At 70.4% G+C, this 25,254-nt stretch carries 22 protein-coding genes; 11 read left to right on the top strand and 11 right to left on the bottom strand.

Going from position 1 to position 25,254, the window contains the following annotated elements:
- Positions 1–56: 56 nt before the first annotated feature.
- Positions 57–1,925 carry a long-chain fatty acid--CoA ligase gene (locus ADK66_RS17645; RefSeq protein ID WP_053656632.1) on the top strand — a complete coding sequence of 623 codons (1,869 nt, stop codon included), beginning with the start codon at positions 57–59 and terminating at the stop codon, positions 1,923–1,925.
- Between the two features lie 13 nt (positions 1,926–1,938).
- Here the strand turns inward: ADK66_RS17645 and ADK66_RS17640 are convergent, their stop codons facing one another.
- A complete protein-coding gene (locus tag ADK66_RS17640) occupies positions 1,939–2,877 on the bottom strand; it encodes an oxygenase MpaB family protein (protein WP_053656939.1) in 939 nt (312 codons plus the stop codon).
- A gap of 109 nt (positions 2,878–2,986) precedes the next feature.
- On the opposite strand from ADK66_RS17640, the gene ADK66_RS17635 reads away from it, so the two are divergent.
- From ADK66_RS17635 to ADK66_RS17625, 3 genes are all read left to right on the top strand, one after another.
- Positions 2,987–3,457: a DUF4334 domain-containing protein gene (locus tag ADK66_RS17635; RefSeq protein WP_053656630.1), complete on the top strand. Its 471-nt coding sequence runs from the start codon at positions 2,987–2,989 to the stop codon at positions 3,455–3,457.
- Between the two features lie 27 nt (positions 3,458–3,484).
- Positions 3,485–4,576, top strand: coding sequence for an NAD(P)-dependent alcohol dehydrogenase (locus tag ADK66_RS17630; RefSeq protein ID WP_053656628.1), 1,092 nt, complete (start codon positions 3,485–3,487; stop codon positions 4,574–4,576).
- A gap of 146 nt (positions 4,577–4,722) precedes the next feature.
- The gene (locus ADK66_RS17625) at positions 4,723–5,940 is read left to right on the top strand and encodes an oxygenase MpaB family protein (RefSeq protein ID WP_053656626.1); all 1,218 of its coding nucleotides are present in this window, start codon (positions 4,723–4,725) and stop codon (positions 5,938–5,940) included.
- Between the two features lie 12 nt (positions 5,941–5,952).
- Here the strand turns inward: ADK66_RS17625 and ADK66_RS17620 are convergent, their stop codons facing one another.
- Positions 5,953–7,116 carry a TetR/AcrR family transcriptional regulator gene (locus ADK66_RS17620; RefSeq protein ID WP_053656624.1) on the bottom strand — a complete coding sequence of 388 codons (1,164 nt, stop codon included), beginning with the start codon at positions 7,114–7,116 and terminating at the stop codon, positions 5,953–5,955.
- A gap of 148 nt (positions 7,117–7,264) precedes the next feature.
- Complete coding sequence (locus ADK66_RS17615; RefSeq protein WP_053656622.1) at positions 7,265–8,461, bottom strand: TetR/AcrR family transcriptional regulator; 1,197 nt, start codon at positions 8,459–8,461, stop codon at positions 7,265–7,267.
- A gap of 184 nt (positions 8,462–8,645) precedes the next feature.
- Between ADK66_RS17615 and ADK66_RS17610 the strand changes: the two genes are divergently transcribed.
- Positions 8,646–9,860, top strand: coding sequence for an acetyl-CoA C-acetyltransferase (locus ADK66_RS17610; RefSeq protein ID WP_053656620.1), 1,215 nt, complete (start codon positions 8,646–8,648; stop codon positions 9,858–9,860).
- A gap of 10 nt (positions 9,861–9,870) precedes the next feature.
- Entirely contained in the window at positions 9,871–12,015 is a 2,145-nt protein-coding gene (locus tag ADK66_RS17605) for a 3-hydroxyacyl-CoA dehydrogenase NAD-binding domain-containing protein (RefSeq protein ID WP_053656618.1), read from the top strand.
- A gap of 4 nt (positions 12,016–12,019) precedes the next feature.
- On the opposite strand, the gene ADK66_RS17600 is transcribed toward ADK66_RS17605, so the two are convergent.
- The 3 genes from ADK66_RS17600 to ADK66_RS17590 all read right to left on the bottom strand — a co-directional run bounded on the left by ADK66_RS17600 (position 12,020) and on the right by ADK66_RS17590 (position 15,559).
- Positions 12,020–13,291 carry a GMC family oxidoreductase N-terminal domain-containing protein gene (locus ADK66_RS17600; RefSeq protein WP_231640086.1) on the bottom strand — a complete coding sequence of 424 codons (1,272 nt, stop codon included), beginning with the start codon at positions 13,289–13,291 and terminating at the stop codon, positions 12,020–12,022.
- Between the two features lie 2 nt (positions 13,292–13,293).
- The gene (locus ADK66_RS32335) at positions 13,294–13,965 is read right to left on the bottom strand and encodes a gluconate 2-dehydrogenase subunit 3 family protein (protein ID WP_231640079.1); all 672 of its coding nucleotides are present in this window, start codon (positions 13,963–13,965) and stop codon (positions 13,294–13,296) included.
- Between the two features lie 442 nt (positions 13,966–14,407).
- Positions 14,408–15,559 (bottom strand): acyl-CoA dehydrogenase family protein, encoded by a 1,152-nt coding sequence (locus ADK66_RS17590; protein ID WP_053656614.1) that lies wholly within the window; start codon positions 15,557–15,559, stop codon positions 14,408–14,410.
- Positions 15,560–15,633: 74 nt separating this feature from the next.
- On the opposite strand from ADK66_RS17590, the gene ADK66_RS17585 reads away from it, so the two are divergent.
- The gene (locus ADK66_RS17585) at positions 15,634–17,124 is read left to right on the top strand and encodes an aldehyde dehydrogenase family protein (RefSeq protein WP_053656612.1); all 1,491 of its coding nucleotides are present in this window, start codon (positions 15,634–15,636) and stop codon (positions 17,122–17,124) included.
- 1 nt (position 17,125) lies between these two features.
- On the opposite strand, the gene ADK66_RS17580 is transcribed toward ADK66_RS17585, so the two are convergent.
- Positions 17,126–17,806, bottom strand: coding sequence for a GntR family transcriptional regulator (locus ADK66_RS17580; protein WP_053656610.1), 681 nt, complete (start codon positions 17,804–17,806; stop codon positions 17,126–17,128).
- A 43-nt stretch (positions 17,807–17,849) separates the two neighbouring features.
- Here ADK66_RS17580 and ADK66_RS17575 point away from each other — a divergent pair, with 43 nt between their 5' ends.
- From ADK66_RS17575 to ADK66_RS17560, 4 genes are read left to right on the top strand one after another with little or no spacing between them, the layout of a single operon-like run.
- Complete coding sequence (locus tag ADK66_RS17575) at positions 17,850–18,668, top strand: enoyl-CoA hydratase-related protein (RefSeq protein WP_053656608.1); 819 nt, start codon at positions 17,850–17,852, stop codon at positions 18,666–18,668.
- Complete coding sequence (locus ADK66_RS17570; protein ID WP_053656606.1) at positions 18,665–19,822, top strand: CaiB/BaiF CoA-transferase family protein; 1,158 nt, start codon at positions 18,665–18,667, stop codon at positions 19,820–19,822. The genes ADK66_RS17575 and ADK66_RS17570 overlap by 4 nt, the downstream gene beginning before the upstream one ends.
- Positions 19,822–20,850 carry an LLM class F420-dependent oxidoreductase gene (locus tag ADK66_RS17565; protein WP_053656605.1) on the top strand — a complete coding sequence of 343 codons (1,029 nt, stop codon included), beginning with the start codon at positions 19,822–19,824 and terminating at the stop codon, positions 20,848–20,850. The genes ADK66_RS17570 and ADK66_RS17565 overlap by 1 nt, the downstream gene beginning before the upstream one ends.
- 27 nt (positions 20,851–20,877) lie before the next feature.
- Positions 20,878–22,014, top strand: coding sequence for an acyl-CoA dehydrogenase family protein (locus tag ADK66_RS17560; RefSeq protein ID WP_053656603.1), 1,137 nt, complete (start codon positions 20,878–20,880; stop codon positions 22,012–22,014).
- Here ADK66_RS17560 and ADK66_RS17555 read toward each other — a convergent pair.
- The 4 genes from ADK66_RS17555 to ADK66_RS17540 form a co-directional block, all read right to left on the bottom strand.
- Complete coding sequence (locus ADK66_RS17555; RefSeq protein ID WP_231640078.1) at positions 22,000–22,698, bottom strand: TetR/AcrR family transcriptional regulator; 699 nt, start codon at positions 22,696–22,698, stop codon at positions 22,000–22,002. The genes ADK66_RS17560 and ADK66_RS17555 overlap by 15 nt on opposite strands.
- Before the next feature lie 168 nt (positions 22,699–22,866).
- Entirely contained in the window at positions 22,867–23,583 is a 717-nt protein-coding gene (locus tag ADK66_RS17550) for a tyrosine-protein phosphatase (protein WP_053656600.1), read from the bottom strand.
- Positions 23,580–24,656, bottom strand: a complete 1,077-nt coding sequence (locus ADK66_RS17545) for an acyl-CoA dehydrogenase family protein (RefSeq protein ID WP_197281556.1) — start codon at positions 24,654–24,656, stop codon at positions 23,580–23,582. Before ADK66_RS17545 ends, ADK66_RS17550 begins: the two co-directional genes overlap by 4 nt.
- Positions 24,653–25,252, bottom strand: coding sequence for a nitroreductase family protein (locus tag ADK66_RS17540; protein ID WP_053656596.1), 600 nt, complete (start codon positions 25,250–25,252; stop codon positions 24,653–24,655). The genes ADK66_RS17545 and ADK66_RS17540 overlap by 4 nt, the downstream gene beginning before the upstream one ends.
- Between the last annotated feature and the right edge of the window lie 2 nt (positions 25,253–25,254).

The following is a 25,254-nucleotide window of genomic DNA, read 5'->3' as shown; positions in this document are numbered from 1 at the left end:
GAGGGGTACACCGGCCTCACCCCACCAGGCCCGGTTACGGCTGAAGGAGTAACCCCATGGACCCCGCCGACGCTCTTGCCGACCAATGCGCCAAGACGGCCGCCAATCTGACTGTTCCCGTCCTGCTGCACCGCAACGCCACAGACTTCGCCGACCTGCCGGCGCTGACCACGCTCGACCGCGACGACACCCGCACGTGGGCGCAACTGCACGGCGAGGTCGCCGAGCTCGCCGGCGGCCTGGCCGACATCGGCCTGGAGCCGGGCGGCCACATGCTGATCATGATGTCGAGTCGGCCGGAGCACTGGCTTGTCGACCTCGCCGCAGTCCACCTGGGCGCGGTGCCCTCCACGATCTATCCGACGCTGAGCACCGACCAGATGCGCTACGTGGCACTACACAGCAGCGCCCAGGTGCTAGTGCTGGAGAACGCCGCCGCGCTGGCCCGCTGGCGTCCGGTCCTGCCGGACCTTCCGCACCTGCGCCGGATCGTGGTGGTCGACGCGGCCGAGCCCGACGATCTGTCCCCGAAGACCGTGCCGCTGTCGCAGGTGCGTTCCGTCGGTCAGGCCGCGCACCGGGCCGACCCCGCCGCCTTCGAGCGACGCTGGCGCGCGATCCGACCTGAGCAGCCGGTGACGTTGCTCTACACGTCGGGGACGACCGGTGACCCGAAGGGGGTCGTGCTCAGCCACCACAACGTGATCTACCAGGCCGTGGCCCTGGAGGCCAACGTGTTCGTCCCCGACCACGCGCCGTCGGTGGCCTACCTGCCGCTCGCCCACATCGCGGAGCGGTTCCTGGGCATCTACAACCCCATCTACCGCGCCGGCCACGTGACCATCTGCCCGGACCCCACCCAGCTCGTCAAGGCCCTGCGCACTGTCGCTCCGTTCTCGTTCTTCGGCGTCCCGCGAATCTGGGAGAAGATGGCCGCAGGCGTCCAGGCCCATCTGGCCGCCGCGGAGCCCGCCGTGCATGCCGCCTTCAGCGCCGCGAGCGCCGTCGCCCTCCAGGCGTACGAACTGCGCGCGGCGGGCGAGGCCGTGCCCGACGATCTGGCTGCTCAGTTGGCGCAGGCCGAGGCCACGGTGCTGCGCCCGATCCAGTCCACACTGGGCCTGCAGAACATGGTCTGGGCCGGCAGCGGCGCCGCCCCGATCCCGGTCGACGTTCTGCGGTTCCTGGCCGGGCTCGGCGTCGACGTGCTGGAGGTGTGGGGCATGACCGAGACCACCGGCACCGCCACCATCAACCTGCCGGAGCGTTTCCGTACCGGCAGCGTCGGCCGGCCTCATCTGGGCATGCAGGTACGCCTCGCCGACGACGGTGAGATCTTCGTACGCGGACCGTTGGTGTGCTCCGGATACCTGCGCGCCGACGGCAGCGTCGAGCCGGTCGTCGACGCGGACGGTTGGCTGGCCACCGGTGATGTCGGCACGATCGACGACGACGGCTTCCTCACCATCACCGACCGCAAGAAGGAAATCATCATCACCTCCAGCGGCAAGAACATCTCGCCGGCGTACATCGAAGGACTGCTTCGGGCACATCCGCTCATCGGTCAGGCCGTCGCGATCGGCGACCGGCGACCGTACGTGACAGCGCTGATCGTGCTCGACGACGAGGTCGCTCCCCAGTGGGCGCGGGCACGTGGCATCAGCGACGCGCAGCTGCCCCACCTGGCCTCGGACCCCCTGCTGCTCGCCGAGATCCAGGCCGCCGTCGACGCCGCGAACGCCAGGCTCGCGCGACCGGAGCAGGTGAAGACCTTCGAGGTGTTGCCGTCGAGTTGGACGCCGGAGTCGGGCGAGCTGACTCCGACGCTGAAGCTGCGCCGCCGGGTCATCGTCGACCGGTACGGCGACAGCATCGACGGCCTCTACCAGTCGACTGTCCCGGCGGCCGGGTCCACCACCGGATAGCCGTACACCACTGTCAGCGATCGGTCGGCGGCTCCGGCCCGGTGCTCGGCGGCGGCACCGGGCGGGCCAGCCACTTCGGGTCGAGGTCGGGCGGCGGTGGCGGTGCACCCAGGTCGGAGGGCTCGTACCCGTGCGGGTAGCCGGGGTAGGTGCGGTTGTCCGGCGCGATTGTCAGCCTGCTGGTGCCGCGCGGCGGCATCAGGCGTACCGCCGCAGCCCGGCCCCGCAGCCCGTAGGTGACCACGGCGGACACCCAGCGCGGCGCGGCCGGGAGCCCGAAGGCGGCGCGCAGCTCGGCGGGCAGCAGTGCGAGCACGCCGAGCCGCGCGGCGCGGCGCAGCGGGCGCGGGTACCAGGAGGCGAACAGATCCAGGGTGTGTGCGGCGATGCGCTGGTTGCTCGGGTCGTAGCGGAACGTGGCCCGTTCGTACTCGCGCTTGAAGTCGAGGAACGCGTCGAAGTCGTCCGGCACGTCGCGGATACCCATGCGCGCGCCGACAGCCCGGTAGTAGTGGAACGCGGCCAGCCGCTCGTGCTCGTGCAGCCGGCGCCAGCCGAACCGGTCCAGCCAGTCGATCGGCTCGTACACGAACGTGGACAGGACGTAGCGCATGTCGTCGTTGGAGATGGCGTACCGATGATGTGCCCGGTTGATGGCCTTGAGCGCCTGCCGGCCGCGCGGCGAGTCGTAGCCGTGCTCGGCCATCTCAGCCATCAGCAGCGCGGTGTCGTCGTACCGCCGCTGGGCGCGGAGCCGGAACTCGCCGGTGGCATCGAGCAGCGCCGAGATGCTCGGCACGCAGTACGTGCGCAGCAGTGCCAGCTCCAGCGCCCGCTGGTAGTCGAAGGGAAACTCGTAGCCGATCGAAATGCGGTAGATCTCGTGATGGTCGCGGACCGGATCGAGTGCCTCGATACGGCGCAACCAGCGGCGTCGGCCGCCATCAGCCATCGCGATCACCTCCCCAGCAGGTTCGGCGACGGCGCGGCCCGATGTCAAGGCCGCGTGCGGCATCCGGCCGGGTGCCAACGACCTTCACAAACGGCGAGAGGAAGCCACGATGAACACGAGCACGGCCCGAACCCGCTTCTCCGAGCTGCGCCGACAGGGCGGCCGGGTATCCGCCGCCGAACTCGACGACATCTGGGCCGCGTTGGACACGGTTCGCCCCGAGGAGATTCTCGGCGAGTGGAAGGGCAGCGCGCTCGACACGGGGCACCCCCTCAACGGGCAGCTGGACCGGGTCCGGTGGTACGGCAAGCGCTTCGTCTCCCGCACCGACGTCAAGCCGCTGATCTGCCGCGACGACAGGGGCGAGTTGTACTCCAACACCGTGCTCGGCAAGGGCGAGGCCAGCCTGTGGACCGTCGAGTTCCGTGGCGAGTCGACCGCCACCATGGTCTACGACGGGCAGCCGGTCTTCGATCACTTCAAGCGAGCTGACGAGAACACCCTCATGGGGATCATGAACGGCAAGAACGTCCCCGCCGACGGTCCCTTCTTCTATTTCGTCCTCGAGCGCGCGGCCTGAGGCTGACCGCTCGCGAAGGAGTCCGCCATGCGAATCCGAGCTGCCGTCACCGACACCCCAGGCGGGCCGTTCGTCGTCCAGGCCCTGGATCTCGAGGCCCCACGGCCGTACGAGGTGCTGGTCCGAATGGCAGCTGCCGGCCTGTGTCACACCGACCTCAGCATGCAGGCGAGCTGGCCCCGCCGGCTGACTCCCATGGTCTTCGGCCATGAGGGTGCCGGCGTGGTCGAGGAGGTCGGCGCGGCAGTGACCACTCTCGCGCCGGGTGACCGTGTCTGCCTGACCTTCAACAGTTGCGGTGCGTGTGAGCAGTGCGTGGCTGGTCATCCGGCGTACTGCCGTCGCCAAGGGGCCCTGAACACCTCCGGCGGGCGGGGCGACGGCACCACCCCGTTGTCCCGCGACGGCGCACCCGTACACGCGGGGTTCTTCGGCCAGTCCAGCTTCGCCACGTTCGCGCTCGCCCACGAGCGCAACGCCATCCGGGTCCCTGACGACCTGCCGGCCGTCGTCGCCGCGCCGCTTGGCTGCGGTGCGCAGACCGGGGCGGGTACGGTACTCAACCGCCTGCGCCCCGAGCCGGGGAGTTCCCTGGTCGTCATCGGTGCCGGCGGGGTCGGACTCACCGCGCTCATGGCCGCGCTCGTGCGCGGCTGCGCCCCTGTCATCGTCATCGAGCCGGTCGCCTCGCGACGCGCCCTGGCCGTCGAGCTCGGCGCCACGGCGGGCCTGGACCCGGAAGCGGCCGACCTCGTCACCAACGTGCGTGACCTCACCGGTGGCGGCGCACACCACATCGTGGACACCACCAGCCGTCCGGAGATGCTTCAACAGGCCGTCGCCTTCCTGCGTCCCCGGGGCGACCTCGCCCTCGTCGGTGTCGGTGCCACAGTCGCCTTCGACGTCATGAGCCTGCTCACCAAGGGGATCCGGGTCCACGGCGTGATCGAGGGCGACGCGGACCCGACGCGCTTCATCCCCGTACTGGCCGATCTTCACCAACGCGGCCTCTTTCCGCTGGACCGGCTCATCGCCGCCTTTCCCTTCGACAACATCGGTGACGCCGTGGCCGGCATGCGCGACGGCTCCGCGATCAAGCCTGTGCTCACCTTCGGTTGACCCGGGTCGCTACCCCTTGCCGACCGAGTTACGGTCCTCTATGTTAATAGAAAATCACACGCCCGGATAACTTGAAACCTGCTTGTAGCACCCACCTCAAGCTGGTGTTCAGGGCGATGTCCGGCTAGCCCGGAAAGCGGTGGCTAATGGAAAATCTCAGCAGACGAAGCGCCCTGACCCTCGGCGCGGCGCTGGGTCTGGTAGCCGTGACTGACGTGCCCAAGGCGTGGGCGTGGTCGTCGACCAACTCGATCGCCGGGACCAACGCGGTCACGGACCCGTGGGACGTGTGGGACGACGACACCGACCCGCTCGTCGCCTCCATGCTCGACAATGGCCAGATCCCGGCCGTCAACAACGCGTTCAAATCGTTCATCAAGAACGGCGACCCGGTGCCCAGCGGTCTGCCCCCCGCACTCACCACCTACCTCAGGCAGTTCAACAAGCTGCCGTCGTGGGCCGACCAGGCCAAGCTGGACCGTGCCGCCCAGTTCAACAAGCGCATGAGCATGTACCTGTTCCTGCTGTACGGGCTGGGCAGCGGCATCATGAGCACTGTCATCCCCCGCGAGGCCCGTAACGTCTACTGGTCCGAGGGCGGCGCCGACATGAAGTCACGCGCGGCGAAGACCTTCACCTACGGCTACGACCTGAACACCCCCGACGCCTTCAAGCCGACGGGCAACTTCATCACCACCTCCACCAAGACCCGCCTGACGCACGCCGCGGTGCGGCATCTGCTGCCGCAGTCAGCGGCGTGGCGGGGGGTCACCGACCATCCGATTCCGATCAGCAACGGCGACATCCTGATCACCTTCCACAGCCTGGGCACCTACGTGCACAGCAAGTTGGTGGAGTGGCGTCGCTACGGCCTGCGGGTCTCGGCGGCGGAGGAGGAGGCGTACCTGCACATGTGGCAGGTCGCGCTGCACCTGCTGGGCGTACGGGACGAGTTCATCCCCGCCACCTGGGCCGCCGCCCACGAGCAGTCGCAGTACGCGCTGACGCCGATCCTCGCGCCGACTCGGGAGGGGATCGACCTGGCCGACATCCTGTTGAACCTGACCTCGTCGCTCGACCTGGGCATCACCAAGGGATTCCAACGCGAGTTCGCGCGCTACGTGCTCAGCGACCAGATCGGCAACTGGCTGCGGTTGCCGCGCGACCTCATCTCGCGAGGCGTGATCGAAGCCGGATGGCCGACGTACATCATGTTCCGCGAAGGGCTGTCCCCGGTCATGCCGCGCACCTTCTCCACCTTCGACCACTTCGTGCGCGGCCTGGCGATGCTCTTCCTCAACAACGGCACCTCGGCGTCGCACACCCCCATCACCATCCCGGTGATGAACCGGCCCGGCAGCTGAGTCGGCCTGTGCTCACCGCGTCAGGGCACCGGTGACCAGAGCGGTGACCGCGTCCCGGTGGCCGGGCGCGTCCTGCCAGCGCAGGGCGCGCCCGGCCTCGACGACCACACCGAAGCCGGCGTGAACCAGCAGTCGGGCCTGTCGTGGGTCCAGTTCCGGGCGGACCATTCGTACCTGTTGCTCCCAGACGGCGATGTGCTCACGCTGCGCGAGGATCAGGGGCCGCCGGAGCTCGGCCGGCAGGCCGGCGACCTCGGCCTCGGCGACGCTGTTGAGCGCGTTGTGCTCGAAACAGTAGGCCACGTACGCCGCCGCCAACGCGACGACGGCCTGATGTGGATCGGTCGCCCGGTGAAGGCTCCGCTCCACCGCCTGGGCCAGCAGGCCCGCCGCCTGCAGGCAGGCGGCCACCAGAATGTCGACCTTGCCGGGGTAGTGCCGGTAGATCGCGGACGGGGCCAACCCCACCGCCTGGGCGATCTGCGCGTTCGTGACATTGGCGAAGCCGTCGCGCGCGAAGAGGGGGACGGCCGCCGCCAGGATCTCGGCACGTCGAGTGCGCGGGACGGGCTGGGCGGGCAGTTCGACAAGGCGCGCACTGCCCTCCGCCGTCGCCGGATCGGTGGCCACCACGCCCAGGGCGGACGCCAGCAACAGATCCTCGATCCGGCGTTGGGCGATCGAGGTGCGGTGCATGGTGATGGACCCGATCACGCCGAGGGCCGCCATCGCCCGCAGGCGCTCGTCGGGCAGCGGGTACTCGCGCCGTACCGTGTCGGTGACCCGCTCCACGACGTGCGCGAACTTCGTCCGCAGCAGCTGGCGGTCGGCGCGCTTGAGGTAGCGTGCCTCCCACCGGTAGAGGCCGCCGGACGCGCGGTGGGACACCGTTACCCGGGTGAGGGCGGCGAGCACGTCGGTCAGGGCAGCCTCGTGCGGCCACTCGTCGACGACCGCGACAAGCTTGTCGACGATGACGTTGGCGCACTCGGCGAACAACGCGTACTTGTTCGGGAAGTGCCGGTAGAGGGCTGCGGCGCTGATGCCGACGACGGCGGCGATCTCCTCCATGGACGCCGCGTGGTAGCCGCGCTCGCTGAAGACCTGACCGGCTGCCTCGAGGATGACCTGCCTGCGGTTGCGAGGTCGGGTGGCCGCGGTCGGCCCGGTGGTCACCGGATCAGTCGATCAGGCGTCGGAGGAGACAGGAGCACGCCTGCTAGTCAATCACAGCGCTGTCGCGACCCGTGCTCACCGCCTGGCCGGCGTACCTGGGCGCCACCGGGCGATCGGCCCTGAGGTGTCCGGCCCGGATGCCTGCTGGTCAGGCGTACAGGACGGCGAGGGCCAGGTGGGCCGTCTGGGTGTCGTAACCCTCGGCACTGTCGAAGCGGCCGAGCCGGCCGATGTCGGTGATGACGTTGAGAGCGGCGTGGACGAGCACGCGGGCGTCGGTCGCCGGCAGGTCCGGTCGCACCGCGCGGACGAGTCGTACCCACTCCTCGACGTGCAGGCGCTGCGCCCCGCGCAACTGGTGGCGGTCCTTGTCCGGCAGGTTGTTGTTCTCCGCGAGGTAGACCGCGACGAGGTTGCTCTGGCCGAAGGCGAAGGCGACGTAGGCCCGCACAACTCGGCGCAGGGCGTCGGCCGGGTCACTCGCCTCGGTGATCGCCTCGCTGGTGGCTCCGGCGAGGCGGTCCGTGGCGCGGTAGTAGGCGGCTGCGAGCAGGTCGGCCTTGCTGGGAAAGTACCGGTACACGCTGGATGCCTGCATGCCGGCGGCGCGTCCGATGTCCTCGACGGCTACGGCGTGGTAGCCGTGGCGGCGGAAGAGGCGGATAGCCTCGATGAGCAGCAGTTCCCGGCGCGCCGCCGGGCGCACCGGCGCGGTGCCCGGCGTGCCGCGCGGCGGTGGCGGCAACTGCGGCGCGTCGCCGCGCAGCAGGGTCCAGGCGACCCGGGTGAGCAGTCGCTCGGTGCCGGTGCCGGTGGTCGCCGCGCGGTAGGTGGTCACACTGCCGAAGGCGCTGAGAGCCGCGTTGACGAGCAACTCGGCCTGCTCGGCGGTCAGTTCGGGTCGCAGCTCGCGCAGTGGCCCGGCGAGGCGGCCGACAAGCGTGGTCAGAGTCGCGGCGAACTCCTGCCGATGCTCCGGGGTGAGGTAGCGGCCCTCCCACTGGTACAGCCCCGCGACGCGCCGCTTGCTCACCGCGACGTCGGCGAGCCTGCCCAGCAGCACGTCGAGGACGCCCTCGGCGGTGACCGCCGGTGGGTCGGCGGTCGCGGCGAGCAGCGCGCCGACCATCTCCCGCGTGGCGTGCACGAGGATGGCGTACTTGTTCGGGAAGTGCCGGTAGACCGCCGGGCCGCTGATGCCGACGACGGCGGCGATCTCGTCGACGGAGACGCCGTGATAGCCCCGCTCGCAGAACAGCTCGGCTCCGGCCAGCGCGATGCGGTCCTTGCGATCCTTGGGACGCTTCGTCGCTGCGGGACCGGTGCCGCTGGCTGCTGTTCGCACCCCTACACGTTAGCGCCACCTCGCAGGATTGCGGCGATGGCCCTCAGCCGCCTCGCTTGCCGACATCGACCCAGGCCGAATGCGGCCAGCGGGCATGAGGGGCGGATGTTGCTTGACAAGCGGCCGCGAGCTCAACGAAAGTTAGGCGGGATTCGCATTGAGGTGAGTAGCGAGGAGCTTGGCTATGACAACCGAGGCGTTCATCTACGACGCACTGCGCACACCGCGTGGTCGGGGCAAACCGAGCGGATCGCTACACGGGGTTAAGCCGGTTTCGCTCGTCACCGGCCTGATCGAGGAGACCCTGCGGCGGATGCCCGGTCTGGATCCGGCGCTGATCGACGACATCGTGCTCGGAGTGGTGTCCCCGCTTGGTGACCAGGGCGCCGACATCGCCAGGACGGCCGCCGTCGTCGCCGGCCTGCCCGACACCGTGGCCGGCGTCCAGCTCAACCGCTTCTGCGCCTCGGGCCTGGAGGCGGTGAACATCGCCGCGCAGAAGGTGCGTTCGGGCTGGGAGGATCTCGTCCTCGCCGGCGGCGTCGAATCGATGTCCCGTATCCCGATGGGTTCCGACGGTGGAGCCTGGGCACTGGACCCGGAAACCAACTACACCACCGGTTTCGTGCCCCAGGGCATCAGCGCGGACCTCATCGCGACCATCGCAGGCTACGACCGCGACGTGGTCGACGGCTACGCGCTGCAGTCGCAGGTCCGGACCGCCAAGGCATGGGCCAACGGCTACTTCACCCGCTCGGTCGTCCCGGTGCGGGACCGCAACGGGTTGACAATCCTCGACCGCGACGAGCACATCCGGCTGGACTCGACAGCCGAGAGCCTCGCCTCGCTTCGTCCATCCTTCGCCGGCATCGGGGAGCAGGCCGGCTTCGACGCGGTCGCGCTCCAGAAATACCACTGGGTCGAACGCATCAACCACGTCCACACGGCGGGCAACTCCTCCGGCATCGTCGACGGCGCCTCGTTGGTGGCCGTCGGCAGCGAGGCCGTCGGCGCGGCCGCCGGCCTCGTCCCGCGGGCACGCATCGTCGCCACCGCGATCAGTGGCGCCGAACCGACGATCATGCTCACCGGCCCGGCGCCGGCCGCGCGCAAGGCGCTGAGCAAGGCGGGTCTCGGCGTCGACGACCTCGACCTGGTCGAGATCAACGAGGCGTTCGCGGCAGTGGTCCTGCGGTTCGTCGCCGACATGGGCCTGAGCCTGGACAGGGTCAACGTCAACGGCGGCGCGATAGCGATGGGGCACCCCCTGGGAGCGACCGGAGCCATGATCCTCGGCACCCTCGTCGACGAGTTGGAGCGACGCGGTGGCCGCTACGGGCTCGCCACCCTCTGCGCCGGCGGCGGCATGGGCATCGCGACAGTCATCGAACGAGTCTGAGGAGTCACGAATGGTCAACACGATCCGGTGGGAACGCGACGACGACGTCGTCCTGCTCACCCTCGACCACCCCGGCCGTTCGGCGAACGTGATGAACAGCGAGTTCGGTGCGAGCCTCACGGCGACAGTCGACCGGCTCGAGGCCGAACGCGACCACATCGCCGGCGTGATCATCACCTCGGCCAAGAAGACCTTCTTCGCCGGCGGCGACCTGGACGCGCTGCTGCGGCTGACGCCCGCCGACGCCGAGGCGTCGGAAGCGGAAACCCGCCTGCTCAAGGACACCGTACGCCGCTTGGAGACACTCGGCCGTCCGGTCGTTGCCGCCATCAACGGCTCGGCCCTCGGTGGTGGGCTCGAACTCGCCCTGGGCTGCCACCACCGCATCGTCCTCGACAACCCGGCCATCGAGACCGGCTTCCCGGAGGTCACCCTCGGCCTGCTGCCGGGCTGTGGTGGCGTCGTGCGCAGCGTCCGCCTGCTGGGCGTGACCGACGCGCTTAGCAACTGGCTGCTCCGCGGTCAGCGGCGCCGACCGCAGGACGCGCTCTCGCACGGGCTGGTCGACGCGATCGCCGCCGACGAGGCCGACATGATGGATGCCGCCCGCGCCTGGATCGCCGCCAACCCCGACGCGATGCAGCCGTACGACCGCAAGGGCTACAAGATTCCCGGCGGCACCCCGTCCACCCCGGCGCTCGCCGCCCAGTTGCCGGCCGTGCCGGCCATTCTGCGCAAGCAACTCAAGGGCGCCCCCTACCCGGCTCCCCTCAACATCGTCGCCGCCGCCGTCGAAGGCGCACAGGTCGACCTGGACACCGCCCTCACCATCGAGGGGCGGTACTTCACCGAACTCGCCACCGGCCAGATCGCCAAGAACATGATCAAGGCGCTCTTCTTCGACGTACAGGCCGCCGGCTCGCGGGACATCGGTGCGGACCATCCACCGCTGGGGCGGGTGGCGGTCATCGGCGCGGGCATGATGGGCGCCGCCATCGCGTACGTGTGCGCGCGGGCCGGGATGCGGGTCGTTCTCAAGGACGTGACCGTCGAGGGGGCGTTGCGCGGAAAGGCGTACTCGGTGGGCGTCCTTGACAAGGCTGTCGCCCGGGGCACGTCCACGCCGGACGAGCGCGACGCGATCCTGGCCCGGATCGAGCCCACCGAGGACATCGCCGACCTCGCCGGCGTCGACCTCGCCATCGAGGCGGTCTTCGAGGACCCCGCGCTCAAGCAGAAGGTGTACGCCGAGATCGAGCAGGTCGCACCGGAGGCGCTGATCGCCTCCAACACGTCCACACTGCCCATCACACTGCTCGCCGAGGGCGTCAGCAAGCCGGAGGAGTTCATCGGGCTGCACTTCTTCTCGCCGGTGGACAAGATGCCACTTGTCGAGCTGATCCGCGGCGAGCGCACCAACGAGGCCACGCTCCAGCGGGTCCTGGGCCTGGTACGTCGGATACGCAAGACACCCATCGTCGTCAACGACAGCCGCGGTTTCTTCACCAGCCGGGTCATCGGGACGTTCACCAACGAGGGCGTGGCGATGCTGGCCGAGGGGATCCCGGCGGCCACCATCGAGCAGGCCAGCAGCCAGGCCGGTTATCCCGCGCCGGTCCTCGCGCTGATGGACGAACTCACCCTCACACTGCCCCGCAGGATCCGGCAGGAGACGGCCGCGGCGACGGTCGCCGCCGGTGGCACCTGGCAGCCACACGCCGCCGACGCGGTCATCGACCGGATGATCGACGACTTCGGTCGACCGGGACGCTCGGGTGGCGCGGGCTTCTACGACTACCGCGACGGCAAACGGGTCGGTCTCTGGCCGGGCCTGCGGGACAACTTCGGCGGAACCAATCTCGACACACCCTTCGAGGACCTGAAGGAGCGGATGCTCTTCATCGAGGCGGTCGAGTCGGTGCGGTGCCTCGCAGAGGGGGTGCTCACCTCGGTGGTCGACGCCAACGTCGGTTCGATACTGGGCATCGGCTACCCGAGCTGGACCGGCGGCGTCCTGCAGTACATCAACCAGTACGAGGGCGGGCTGCCGGGCTTCGTGGCCCGCGCGCGGGTGCTCGCGGAGCGCTACGGTGACCGGTTCAGCCCGCCCCCACTGCTGTTGGCAATGGCCGACCGGGGCGAGCGGTTCGAATAGGCGGTCAGATCCCGGCGGCGAGTCGTTGGGCGTTCATGTACGCGATGGCCTCGACGGAGATCATCGGGTTGACGCCCAACGACGCCGGGAAGGTGGACGCGTCGACGAGGACCAGGTTCGGGACCTCCCACGTGGCGCCGTCGGGCCCGGCGACCGACGTGGCCCTGCTGCCGCCCATGCGGGCCGCGCCCATGATGTGCAGGGCGGCCATGGCGACCTGACCGGGCGCGGTGCCCAAGGTGTCCGTCTGGCGGATGAAGTCCTCGATGGATCCCTTGCCGCGTTCCCAGATCCTGCCGCGCTGATGGCCGGAGAACAGCTTGCGGGCACCGGCCGCCTCGACGATACGAGCCGCACCGGCGATCCCGGCCCGCATGTGGGCGGCGTCGTAGGCGGAGAGGCGGTAGTGCACCACCGGCTCGCCGTCGCTGCCGACCTTGACCTGTCCACTGTCGCGGTCGCGGGTGATGATGCCGACCCCGCTGAGGTTCGGCAGCGACCGCATCTGGTCCAGGTGGTTCCGGGCGCCCGTCCAGCTCATGAAGGACACGGCGGTGGCCGGGTTGGTGGCGGCGGTCTCGTAGATGACGCCGTAGCCGAGGCCGTCGAGATCGGCGTGTTCGGTGGAGTAACGGGTCTGCATTCCGCCCTCCCACGGGCGGACCTCCTCGGCGAACACGCCCCAGACGCCGGTGGCCGGGTGCAGATGGAGGTGCCGGCCGATGTTCGGGTTCGTGAGGCCGGAGCGGCGCAACAGGGCCGGCGTCTGCACGCTGCCGGCCGCGGCGACCACCGCGCGGGCACGAATGGTCACCGGGTGACCGTCGGCGGTGTGGCCGGCGACGCCGGTCGCCCTGCCGGCCGTGATGGTGACCGTGCGGACATCGACGTCGACGAGGAGGCGCGCACCCGCGCGCTGGGCGTCGACGAGCCAGGTCTTTGTCGCGGATTTCTTGGCGCCGATGCGGCAGCCCAGACCACACCGCCCGCACTCGACGCCGGTGTCGCAGCCGTCGACGTTGCGGGGCATCTCGTCGACATGCCAGCCGAGCGCTGTCAGTCCGCGCTCCATGAGCGCGTCACGAGACGAGATCCTGCCGTGGTCGCTGTTGACGCCGAGCCGGGACCACACCGCGTCGAGGCAACGCTCGTACTCGTCAGTGACGAACTGTGGCACGCCCAGCGCAGCCCACTCGTCGCGAACCCGCGGCGGGGTGCGGAACGACGTGGTGTAGTTGACGACGGTGCCGCCACCGAGGCACTGTCCCTGGAGGATGCTCAGCTGGCCCTCCGCGGTGGCCGAGGGCCTGGGGCGTAGAGCCGCGACAATCCGGACAGCTCTCCGCCGTCGAAGTCCCTGTCGTCGTAGTACCCGCCCTTCTCCACGACGATCACGTCGAGACCGTGGCCGGCGAGGACGGCCGCGGCGGTGCCGCCGCCAGCGCCCGACCCGACGACGACGACATCGCAGTCCAGGGTGGTCGGCGCGGACGGGCGGATCGGCGCCAGGGCGGGCTCGGGGGCGTCGGTCCTGGTGCCGAGCGGGCCGGGGTAGCCGATGGCGGACCACACCGGCGATCGGCCGGTCGGCCCGGGCGCCATGTAGTAGGACAGGGTGGCCGCGCCCTTGAGCGCCTGGAAGAGCGCCCGCTTGCGGGTGACGTTCGACTCGGCCAGGGCGAGCAGCATCCGCTCGCGGCGCTGCTGGGTCTGCCGGGAGAAGCGCCGTGCGCCGCCGCCGAGGATCAACTGGGTGGCGCGGGAGTCCCACAGTTCCAGCAGTTGGAGGAACTGCTTGACCTCGGCGGCGCGAGGGTTGTGCAGAACCAGCGCGGCCATGATGTCGACCGCGCCGAGCTGACTGGCCGGCGGGAGGTCAGCCCCGTCGCCCGGTGTGAAGGTGTCGCAGATGCTCGCCAGGGCGGCGCGCTGTTTGGCAGATAATTCCATTATTTTTCCCGTTCAGAGCGGTGGGCGGGATCCCGCGTGGCCGGCGCCAGGCGCGGGGCGGTGCCGAAGTAGGCCTCGGCGACGGCGCGCCGGTCGGCGCGGAGTTCGGCGACGGACCCGGTGAGCACGACTCGGCCGTGATGAAGCACCATCGCCCGGTCGGACCGGCGGTGACAGGCGATCGGCCCGCGATCGTTGGCGCGGGCACCCTCTTCGTGCTTACGGCACTGTAAATCACACGTAACTTCTTGGGAAGAGTTCTGGGCCTCGCACTGATCGGCATAAGTGCGCGCGCGGCCCCCTGCCCACCGGAAGGTGGGGACGACGAGCGGGTGATGTCGAACCATGCCTAACAAAACACCCCGGCCGGCGAGTGTTCGGCACACTCGTCGGCCGGGGTGTCCGCCGATGGACGTGCCATCGGCGGCGTATCGCTTGAGCCTTACCGCATGTGGTCGGACAACCCGTACGTCTTCGCGATGATCTCGCGCTGGATCTCGCTGGTGCCGCCGTAGACGGTGGAGACGACCGAGGATCGGACCAGGCGTTCCATGTCGAACTCGGTCGCGTACCCGTAGCCGCCCATCATCTGCATGGCGTCCAGGGCGACGCGACGGGCCGTCTCGGTGGCCTTGAGTTTCGCCATCGAACTCTCCCGGGGCAGCACCTTCTCCGGGGCCCTGTCGACCTGGGCCGCGGTGTTGTAGATCAGCAGCCGGGCGCACTCGATCTCGGTGGCCAGGTCGGCGAGGCGGTGCCGGATCACCTGGAACGACCCGATGGGCCGGCGGAACTGCTGCCGGTTCTTGACGTATTCCATGACGTCGTCGAACGCCCGCTGCGCGGTGCCGAGCATGACGCTGGCCAGGATGAGTCGCTCCATGTTGAGCCCGGCCATCAGTTGCCGCCAGCCGTTGTCGACCTGACCGACCACGGCGTCGGCGGGCAGCACGCAGTCGGCGAAGTAGAGGTCGTTCACCTCCCGGCCGCCCATTGTGTCGATGCCGGAGATGGTCAGTCCGGGCGCGTTGGCCGGGACCAGGAACATGGTGAGGCCGTGGTGGTCACCGGCGCTTCCCGACGTCCGGGCGACAAGCAGGATGTGCTCGGCGAGATGGGCGTTGGAGCACCACGTCTTCTGGCCGTTGATGACGAAAACGTCGCCCCGGTGCTCGGCGCGGCAACTCAGGTTGGCCACGTCCGAGCCGGCCTCCGGCTCGGACATCGCGACCGCCTCGACGACGCCACGGGCCACCCCGCTGAGGATGCGCTTCTTCTGCTCGGACGAGCCGAAGCGCTCGTAGGTGGCGGCCACGATGATCGACGTGGTGAAGCCGCCGATCGGCGCCATCGCCTTGGCCGTCTCCTCCAGGAAGAGGCACAACTCCACCATGCCGGCCCCACCGCCGTCGAACTCCTCCGGCAGCGACAGGCCCAGCCAGCCGAGGTCGGCCATCTTGCGGTACAGCTCGGGACTGTGGGGCTCCCGTCCGCCGTTCGTGAGGTGCTGCCGCTGCTCACGAGTACCTGCCTCGCGACGACAGAAATCCTGCACGGCGGCGACCAGTGATCGTTGCTCGTCGCTCCATTCCACAGCTGTACCTCCAGCGTCGCAAAGGGATTGACAGCAAGGCTAAACTATCGAATATCAAATGTCAGGAGCTGCGGATGACATCCCTCGTTGAGCAACCTCGCCGGTTGCACCTCGTCGACCCGATCACCGGCGAGTCCCGCACCGACTACGACATAGCTGACGCAGCTGTCGTACGCGCCGCCGTCGACAGGGCACGCGAGGCGGCAGGCTGGTGGGCCGGCCTGGACGCGCGGCAACGCCGGCAGCACCTGCTCACCTACAAGGCGGCAATCGCGAACCGCATCGACGAGCTGGCCGAGCTGATCCGCAGCGAGACAGGCAAGTCGATCGCCGGGGCTCAGCTTGAGGTGATGCTCGCCGTCGAGCACCTGGACTGGGCCGCCCGGCACGCCCGACGCGTGCTGAGGCGACGCGGGGTCTCCTCGGGCCTGCTCGCGTTCAACCAGGCCAGCTCCGTGGAGTACGTGCCGTACGGCGTCGTCGGAGTGATCGGGCCGTGGAACTACCCGGTCTACACGCCGATGGGAGCCATCTCGCACGCGCTGGCCGCCGGCAATGCGGTGGTCTTCAAGCCCAGCGAGTTCACCACCGGCGTCGGCGTGTGGCTCGCCGAGCGTTGGAGTGAGCTGCTCCCCGATCGGCCGGTCCTGCAGGTCGTCACGGGTGACGGCACGACCGGGGCAGCACTGTGCCGCGCAGGGGTCGACAAGATCGCGTTCACCGGGTCGGCGGCGACAGGCCGGACGGTCATGGCCGCCTGCGCCGAGAACCTGATCCCCGTCGTGATCGAGGGCGGCGGCAAGGACGCGCTCATCGTCACGGCCGACGCCGACCTCGATGCCGCCGCCCAGGCGGCGGTCTTCGGCGGCCTGGGCAACGCCGGGCAGACGTGTGCCGGTGTCGAGCGCGTCTACGTGGAGCAGGCCGTTTACGAGCCGTTCGTGGCCAAGCTGGCCGAGCTGGTGCGGCAGGTCCAGCCGGGCGCCGAGCCGGACGCGCCGTACGGGCCGATGAGCACGCCGGCCCAGCCCGGCATCGTGCTGCGCCACATCACCGACGCCATCGACCGGGGTGCCCGCGCCGTGGTCGGTGACGCGAGTTCGGTGCGGCCACCGTTCGTCGAGCCGGTCGTGCTCACCGACGTCCCCGAGGACAGCGCGGCGGTCACCGACGAGACGTTCGGCCCGGTGCTGGTGGTCAACCCGGTGCCCGACGTCGACGAGGCGCTACGTCGGACGAACGCGACACGGTACGGCCTCTCCGGCTCCATCTTCACGCGGCATCGCCGCCAGGGGCTGGCACTCGCGGCCCGGCTGCGGGTGGGAGCCGTGTCGGTCAACTCGGTGCTCGGGTACGCCGGGGTGCCGTCGCTGCCCTTCGGCGGCGTGGGCGACTCGGGTTTCGGACGGGTCCACGGCGCGGACGGCCTGCGCGAGTTCAGCCGACCGCGCTCGGTCACCTGGCAGCGGTTCCGGCCGCCGATCGACGTGATGGCGCTGCAACCCGCCGCTTCCGCCATGCGGACCTCGCTGGCGATGTTCAAGTGGCGTCATGGTCGCCACTGACTCACTCGCTCCACACCCCCAGACCGTCCAGGTGCTTGACCAGCCGCTCAGCGCCGTCGGTGAAGTGGCGGGCCATGACCGGCCGCACGGCGACCGGGTCGTGGGCCTCGAGGGCGTCCAGCAGAGCCTCGTGGTCGGCGATCATGCCCGCCCGCCACTCGGCGTCGGTGGCGTAGAACCGCGACGGCGTGTAGCGCGTCGCGGTCCGCAGCAGCCAGGACAGCTTGCGTGCGCCGGCCAGCCGGTTGATGCCGCGGTGGAACTCGAACTCGAGCTGCTCGACCCGGCCGACCTGCCGGGCCTGGGCGGCCCGGCGCAGCCGCTCGTGCTGCTGCCGCAGGTCGTCGAGCTGGGCCTGGGTGATGCTGACGGCGACCCGGGCGGCGAGCTCGCCGGCGATGTCGCCCTGCAACGCGAACACGTCCACGATGTCCTGACGGAACAGCGGCGCGACCACGTGGCCACGACGTGGTTGCAGCTCGACCATGTCCTCGGCGCGCAGCATCAGCAGGGCCTCGCGCACCGGCGTGATGCTCAGCCCGGTCTCCTTGGCGACCTCCTCGAGGCGGATCCGCTCACCGGGGCGCAGCTGGCCGGACATGATCCGGTCGCGCAGCAGGCTCGCCACTGTCTCGGAGAGCTGGGGATGAGATACGTCTTGGACCTTGCTCCGGGTTGCCACCCAATAACAGTATCAAATATCAGATATCACAAGGGACGCGCCGATGTTCTCCGTGCTTGAGGCCGAGCCGGCCGGTTGTGGTCTGCGGGCCGCGACCCACGCCGGCGTACGCACGATCTGGTTCGACCGGCCCGCTGAGCGGAACACGATGACGCTCGACATGTTCCGCGACTACTACACGGCGCTGCTGGCAGCCGACGGCGATCCTGAGGTGCGGGCCATCGTGGTGACAGGTGCCGGCGACTGGTTCTGCGCGGGCGCCGATCCGGGGGCGCTGGAGGCGCTGCTCGACGAGCGTCACCGCGACCAACTGACCAAAGAGTTCGGCTTCGAGCCACATCTGCCGATCACGCTGGGAACGCCTATCGTCGCGGCGGTCAACGGCGGCGCCGCCGGCCTCGGGCTGGTCCACGCCCTGTACGCCGATGTGCGGTTCATGGCGACGCAGGCGCGCCTGGCCACGGCCTTCAGCCGGCTCGGTCTCATCGCCGAGTACGGCAGCGCCTGGCTGCTCCCCCGGCTGGTCGGCGTCGGCAACGCGCTGGACCTACTGATTTCCGGTCGCAAGATCGACGCGGCGGAGGCGCTCCGGATCGGACTCGTGCAACGCGTACTCCCCCGCGACGAGGTGCTGGCCGAGGCGCAAGCCTACGCCGCCGACCTTGCCGCACACTGCTCGCCGGCCTCCATGGCGGTGATCCGGCGGCAGGTGTTCGCGGGCCTGGAGTCCGGGATCGCCGAGGCGGCCGCCGACGCCGGTCGACTCATGGCCGCCTCCCTGGGCGGTGCCGACTTCGGTGAGGCCCTGGCCAGCCAGGTCCAGAGGCGTACGCCCCGCTTCGCGCCCCGGGCCGGCGCGTGAGCGGGCCACTGGCCGGGGTCCGGGTCCTGGAACTCGCCGGGATCGGCCCCGGCCCGTTCGCCGCGATGCTGCTGGCCGACCTCGGCGCCGACGTCGTCCGGGTCGACCGACCGGGGCCGGGCGCGCTGCCGGCCGGCGACCCGAAGCGCGACCTGCTCAACCGTGGCAAGCGCTCGGTCGTCGTGGACCTGAAGCATCCCGACGGGGCCGAGGTGGTCCTCGGACTGGCCGACCGGGCCGCGATCGTCATCGAGGGCTGGCGTCCCGGGGTGGCCGAACGACTCGGCGTCGGCCCGCAGGCCGCGCTGGAGCGCAACCCCAGCCTCATCTACGGACGGATGACCGGATGGGGGCAGCACGGGCCGCTGGCCCACGCCGCCGGCCACGACATCGGCTACATCGCCGTCGCCGGGGCTCTGCACCCGATCGGCCGCTCCGGTGGGCCGCCGCAGATCCCGCTCAACCTCGTCGGCGACTTCGGTGGCGGCGCGCTGTACCTCGTCGTCGGCTGCCTGGCCGCGCTGCACACGGCCCGCAGCACCGGCCGCGGGCAGGTCGTCGACGCCGCGATCGTCGACGGCACTGCCCACCTCACCACGCTGTTCGCCGGACTGCTCGCCGACGGCGCCTGGCAACCCGAGCGCGGCCGCAACCTGCTCGACGGGGGCGCACCGTTCTACGACGTCTACGCGACAGCCGACGACGGGCACATGGCGGTCGGCGCACTGGAACCCCAGTTCTACGCCGAGCTGCTGCGAGGGCTCGGGCTGGCCGACGCGGACCTGCCGGCGCAGCACGACGTCACCGGATGGCCGGTGCTGCGCGCGCGCTTCGCGGAGGTCTTCGCGGGCCGTACCCGCGCCGAGTGGACCGAACTCTTCGAGGGTGGCGACGCCTGCGTGGCGCCGGTGCTGTCGCTCGCCGAGACGCAGCACCATCCGCACCTGGTGGCACGCGCGACGTTCGAGGAGCACTTCGGCATTCGCCAGCCCGCTGTGGCACCCCGCCTGTCGCGGACACCCGGGGCGATCGGCGGCAGCCCGCCGGAGCCGGGCGCGGACACCGCGACAGCCCTCACCGACTGGGGCCTCGGCGCCGACCTGCCGCGGTGGCTCGACAACGGCGCCGTCAGCCAGAGACAAGGAGACCACTGATGCGTATCGCGACACCCCTGGCCTACGCCACGGACCCCAGAAGCGGGGCGGACGCCGTGGCCACCTGGGAGCAGGATGGCCTCGACGTGGTCTGGGTGTCGGAGGCCTACGGATTCGACGCGCCGACCATCATGGGCTACCTCGCCGCGAAGACCACACGGTTGCAGGTCGGCTCCGCCATCCTGCCCATCTACTCCCGTACCCCGGCGCTGCTGGCCCAGACCGCGGCGGGGCTGGACGCGGTATCGGGTGGTCGCGCCATCCTCGGCTTGGGCGCGTCCGGGCCGCAGGTGATCGAGGGATGGCACGGCGTCGCCTACGACCGGCCGCTCACCCGCACGCGCGAGGTGATCCGGATCTGCCGGCAGGTGTGGCGACGCGAGACGCTTGTCAACGAGGGCATCTACCGGCTGCCGCTGCCCGCCGAGGAAGGCACCGGGCTCGGCAAGCCGCTGAAGATCCTCACCCGGCCGGTCCGCGACAGCATTCCGATCTACGTGGCGAGCCTGGGCGACAAGAACGTACGGATGACCGCCGAAGTGGCCGACGGGTGGCTCCCGTTCCTCTACGACCCGGAGCGCGCGGCCGACATCTGGGGCGCGGCGCTGGCCGCCGGGCAGCGCAAACGATCCGCCGATCTCCCGCCGCTGGAGGTCGTGGCAGGTGGTCCACTGGCCATCGGTGCCGACGTGACAGGCCTGCGCGACCTGGCCCGACCGCTGATCGCCCTGTACGTCGGCGGTATGGGCGCAAAGGGTCGCAACTTCTACCACGACCTGCTGTGCCGCTACGGGTACGCCGACGACGCCGACCGTATCCAGGAGCTGTACCTGGCGGGGCGCAAGACGGAGGCCGCCGCCGCCGTCCCGGCCGAGCTGCTGGAGCACACCAGCCTGATCGGGCCGGAGAGCTACGTACGGGATCGCGTCCAGGCCTACCGCGACGCCGGAGTCACGATCCTCAACGTCACACCGCTGGGACCCGACCCGCGGCGTCTGATCGCCACAGTGAAGGACATGGCCCGGTAGGGCCCGTGCGGCAAGGAGCTGACACCAATGGTGAACCGTCCCATCCTCACCGCCGACCACCTCGCGTTCGCCGAACTGGTGCGCGCCTTCATCGACAAGGAGATCGCACCGCACCACGACCGCTGGGAGGCCGACGGCATCGTCGACCGCGGCCTGTGGCGGGCCGCCGGCGCGACAGGCCTGCTGGGCTTCTCCGTCGACGAACGGTACGGCGGAGGCGGCGTGACGGACCGGCTGTTCAGCGCCGTCCTGACCGAGGAGCTTGCCCGGGCGGGCGCGAGTGGCCCGGCGTTCGGCCTGCACAACGACATCATCGGGCCGTACCTCACCGACCTGACGAACGACGAGCAGAAACAGCGCTGGCTGCCGGGCTTCTGCTCCGGGGACCTCATCACCGCGATCGCCATGTCCGAACCCGGCGCCGGCAGCGACCTCCAGGGCATCACGACCACCGCGGTACGCGACGGAGACTGCTACGTCCTCAACGGTCAGAAGACCTTCATCAGCAACGGCATCCTGGCCGACCTGGTCATCGTCGTGGCCCGCACCGACCCGGCAGCGGGGCACCGGGGCATCAGCCTGCTGGTGGTCGAACGGGGCATGGCCGGCTTCGAGCGGGGCCGCAACCTCGACAAGATCGGGCAGAAGGCGCAGGACACCGCCGAGCTGTTCTTCGCCGACGTACGGGTGCCTGCGGCAAATCTCCTCGGCGAGGAGGACAAGGGCTTCGGCTACCTGATGCGCAACCTCCCCTTCGAACGGCTGTCGATCGCCGTGGCGGCGCTCGCCGGCGCCGAGACGGTGTTCGAGCAGACCCTCGCGTACTGCAAGGAACGCCAGGCATTCGGCCGCCCCATCGGCAGCTTCCAGCACAACCGGTTCCTGCTTGCCGAACTCGCCACCGAACTGCGCCTCGGCCGGGTCTTCATCGACCAGTGCCTTGTCGCGCCGGATCTCACGGCGGAGACGGCGGCGATGGCGAAGTGGTGGTGCACCGAGCTACAGCACCGCACCGTCGACCGCTGCCTCCAGTTGCACGGCGGTTACGGCTACATGCGCGAATACCCGGTGGCCCGGGCGTACCTGGACGCTCGCGTGCAGACCATCTACGGCGGCACCACGGAGATCATGAAGGAGGTGATCGGCCGGTCACTCGGCCTGTGAACCGTGCTCCAGCATCGGTACGAGGAACCGCCGGGCCACGGCGCGCAGCTCTTCGGTGTCATCGAGGTCGATGACGTGGCTGGGGATGAGCAGGAAGGAGCAGGACAGCCGGGTCATCAGCTCGGCGACGACCTCGACGTCCACCGCGTCGGAGATGGTGCCGGCGCGCTGTTCGCGACGGAGCTGGCCGGCGACGAACCGCTGCACAGTGGCCAACGTCCGCCCGCCGTCGCTGATCATCGAAGGGACGAGCATGTCCGGTTCGGCGTCCATCAGCCCCCCGATCAGCGGGTTGCTGCGGATGGCCTGCAAGGCGCTGACGAAGCCCAGCACCACCCGGTCGCCGACGGTCGCGGCCCGCTGGATATCGACGAGGAACTGGTCGAAGTAGCGCCGGAACTCCCGGCGGACCACCTGCTCCACCAGCCGGTCCTTCGTGGCGAACCGGCGGTACGCGGTGATCCGTGAGACGCCGGCCCGCCGCGCCACATCTTCCATTGTGGACCGACGGACGCCCATGCGGCGGAACTGCTCGTAGGCGGCGTCGAGAAGCCGCGTGGTGGTCTCGTCGTTGTCCTCGGAGGGCTCGAGCGCCTCGGTGAAGGCGCGTTCCAGCAGCGACTCCGAGCGGGGCGCGGCCCCCGGCGGTGCCGCTACAGGCCGGTCGTGGGCCGCCTCGGACATACCGGGGATTGCTGCGTTCGCGGAAACGGTCCGGGCCATCGTTGCCCTCTCGTGAGATACGTTGACGCGCGCCTTGCATCACGGTAGCAATCAGGGACCCGAAGTTCCGAGACGGTGATGGCGACGCGGTGGGACCGCTGGTGTCGGACGCCCGCTACGGCCCGGCCACTACTCCACCAGGGCGGCCCGCAGGGCGTCGAGGTCGTCGGCGCCGAAGCCCTGCGACGCCAGCCAGGCGGCGACGCCGCCGTGACGCTCCTGCACAAGCGTCAGGAAATGCTCCATGCTGGCTGGTTCCGCGGTGTGCGCCTCCTCGGGCAGGCTCGCGATCCGCTTCTCCCACTCCGGCAGGAGCCGCGCCTGGTTCCAGATCGCCACCAGGTGCTCACGGGTCCGCGCGTAGTCCTCGACCACGTTGCGCGCGGGGACGCCGAGCGCGGCGAGCAGCACGGCGACGACAACGCCGGTGCGGTCCTTGCCCGCTGTGCAGTGCACGAGAAGAGGGTTCTCGCGGGCGTCCACAGCGTGCCGCACCGCCGTGGTGATCGTCGCGGCGGACACGACGAGCATGTCGGCGTAGTGCTCGGCCAGGCGCACACCGGGGTCCGGATGCACCGGTCGCAGGGTCGATCGGCCGAACGGCAGGTGCATGATCCGCAGACCGCCTGTGAGCCGGTCCCGTTCGCTGGTCTCGGCGATCTCCCGGCGGCCCCGCAGGTCGACACGGACCCGGATGCCTGTCACCTCGCGGAAGGTCTCCGCCTCGTCCGGGTCGAGGAACACGGGGGTGGCGCTGCGGTACACCGCGCCGGGGCGCACCCGCCCGCCGTCCACGGTCGGCAGGCCACCGAGGTCCCGGAAGTTCAGCGGCGCGTGGACGCTCATCGGGCGGCGAGCAGGTGGTCGATGAGTTCCTCCCGCTGCGTCGCCGGCCCGTCGAACAGCAGCTCGCTGCTCTTGGCCCGCTTGAAGTAGAGGCCGATCGGATGCTCCCAGGTGAAACCGATGCCGCCGTGCACCTGGACAGCCGTGGCGGTGACCCGGAAGTACGCCTCGGAGCAGAACGACCGCACGGTCCGGGCCTGGACCGCGAAGGCGTCGTCGTCGAGGGTGTCGTCGACCGCGTGGACGAGCGACCGCATCGACTCCACGTCGAGCAGACGTTCGGCACACAGGTGCTTGATCGCCTGGAAGCCGCCCACCGGGCGGCCGAACTGCTCCCGGGTCAGCGCGTGCTCGACCATCAACTCCAGCGCGCGGGCCGCGCCGCCGGTCTGCTCCGCGGCGAGCGCGACCATCGCCTGGTCCCGCACGCGGGCCACCACCGCCGCGGCCTGGCCGGGTCGTCCGAGCCGCCGTGCCGGGGCTGACCCGAAGCGCACCACCGCCTGGCGGCGGGTCGGGTCCAGCACTGGCGACGGCTGCACTGTCACCCCCGCCTCGGCCGGGTCCACCGCCAGGACGTCGACACCGTCCACGGTTTCGGCGACCACGAGCAGGAGCGTCGCCGCCTCGGCGTCGACGACGTGCGTCGCTGTGCCGTCGACCACCCAGGTCCCGTCCTCGCCGGCCCGCGCACGCAGGTCGCCCCGCAGCGAGACGGCAGTCCGCACGGACCCGTCGGCGATCCGGGGCAACACGTCGGCGCGTGCCTGCTCGTCGTCGAGCCGCAGCAGCAGCTCGGCCCCGAGGGCCACGGTAGCGAAGTACGGGCCGCCGTAGAGGACCCGGCCGAGTTCCTCGACCACGAGCCGCAGCTCCGCTCCCCCGAAGCCCTGCCCGCCGTACGCCTCGGGGATGGCCACACCGGGCAGCCCCAGCTCGACCGCCATCCGTTGCCAGACAGCGGGATCGAAGCCGACCGGGGCCTCCATGAGCCGCCGTACCTCGGATTCCGGTGACGCCTTCGCCAGGAAGCCGCGCAGCGACTGGCGGAAGTCGGCTTGGTCGTCGCTCACCGGGTCGCCTCCCAGGTGTCCCAGTAGACGACCGACTCCAGCGGACGTCTGCGGGCCTCGCCCCAGCGGCCGGTCGGGACGCCGACCGGGATCAGCGCCCAGGTGATCGCGTCCGGTGGCAGGCCGAGCACCTCCCGCACCTCGTCGGCGGCGTGCCGGTGCGTGGTGGTCAGCGTCGTGCCCAGGCCCAGCGCCCGCGCCGCCAGCATGAGGTTCTGCACCGCCGGGAACACCGACGACGGCTCGTCCACGGTCGTCACCGGAACGATGAGGACCGGCGCCTCACCCATGTGCTCGGCCAGGTGGTCCGCCGACCGCAGCATCCGTGCCTGCTTCTCGGCCGCCTCCGGGTCGGTGGGCACGCGGTCGTCGTAGCGCCGGCGGACCGGCGCCCAGCAGGCCCGGTAAATCTCGCCGAGTCGGGCGCGTCGTTCGGCGTCGGTGACCACCACCCAGCGCAGCCACTGCGCGTTGCCGCCGGAGGGCGCGCAGTGGGCAGCGCCCAGGATGGTCCACAGTTGTTCGTCGGTGACCGGCACCGTGGGATCCAGCCGCCGCATCGCGCGCGTCGTCCGGATCGCCTCGAAGACGTCCATTG

The sequence above is a fragment of the Micromonospora sp. NRRL B-16802 genome (genome assembly GCF_001279555.1).
In the GTDB taxonomy this organism is placed as follows: Bacteria; Actinomycetota; Actinomycetes; order Mycobacteriales; family Micromonosporaceae; genus Micromonospora; species Micromonospora profundi.
This window is presented reverse-complemented; position numbering and strand designations above follow the sequence as displayed.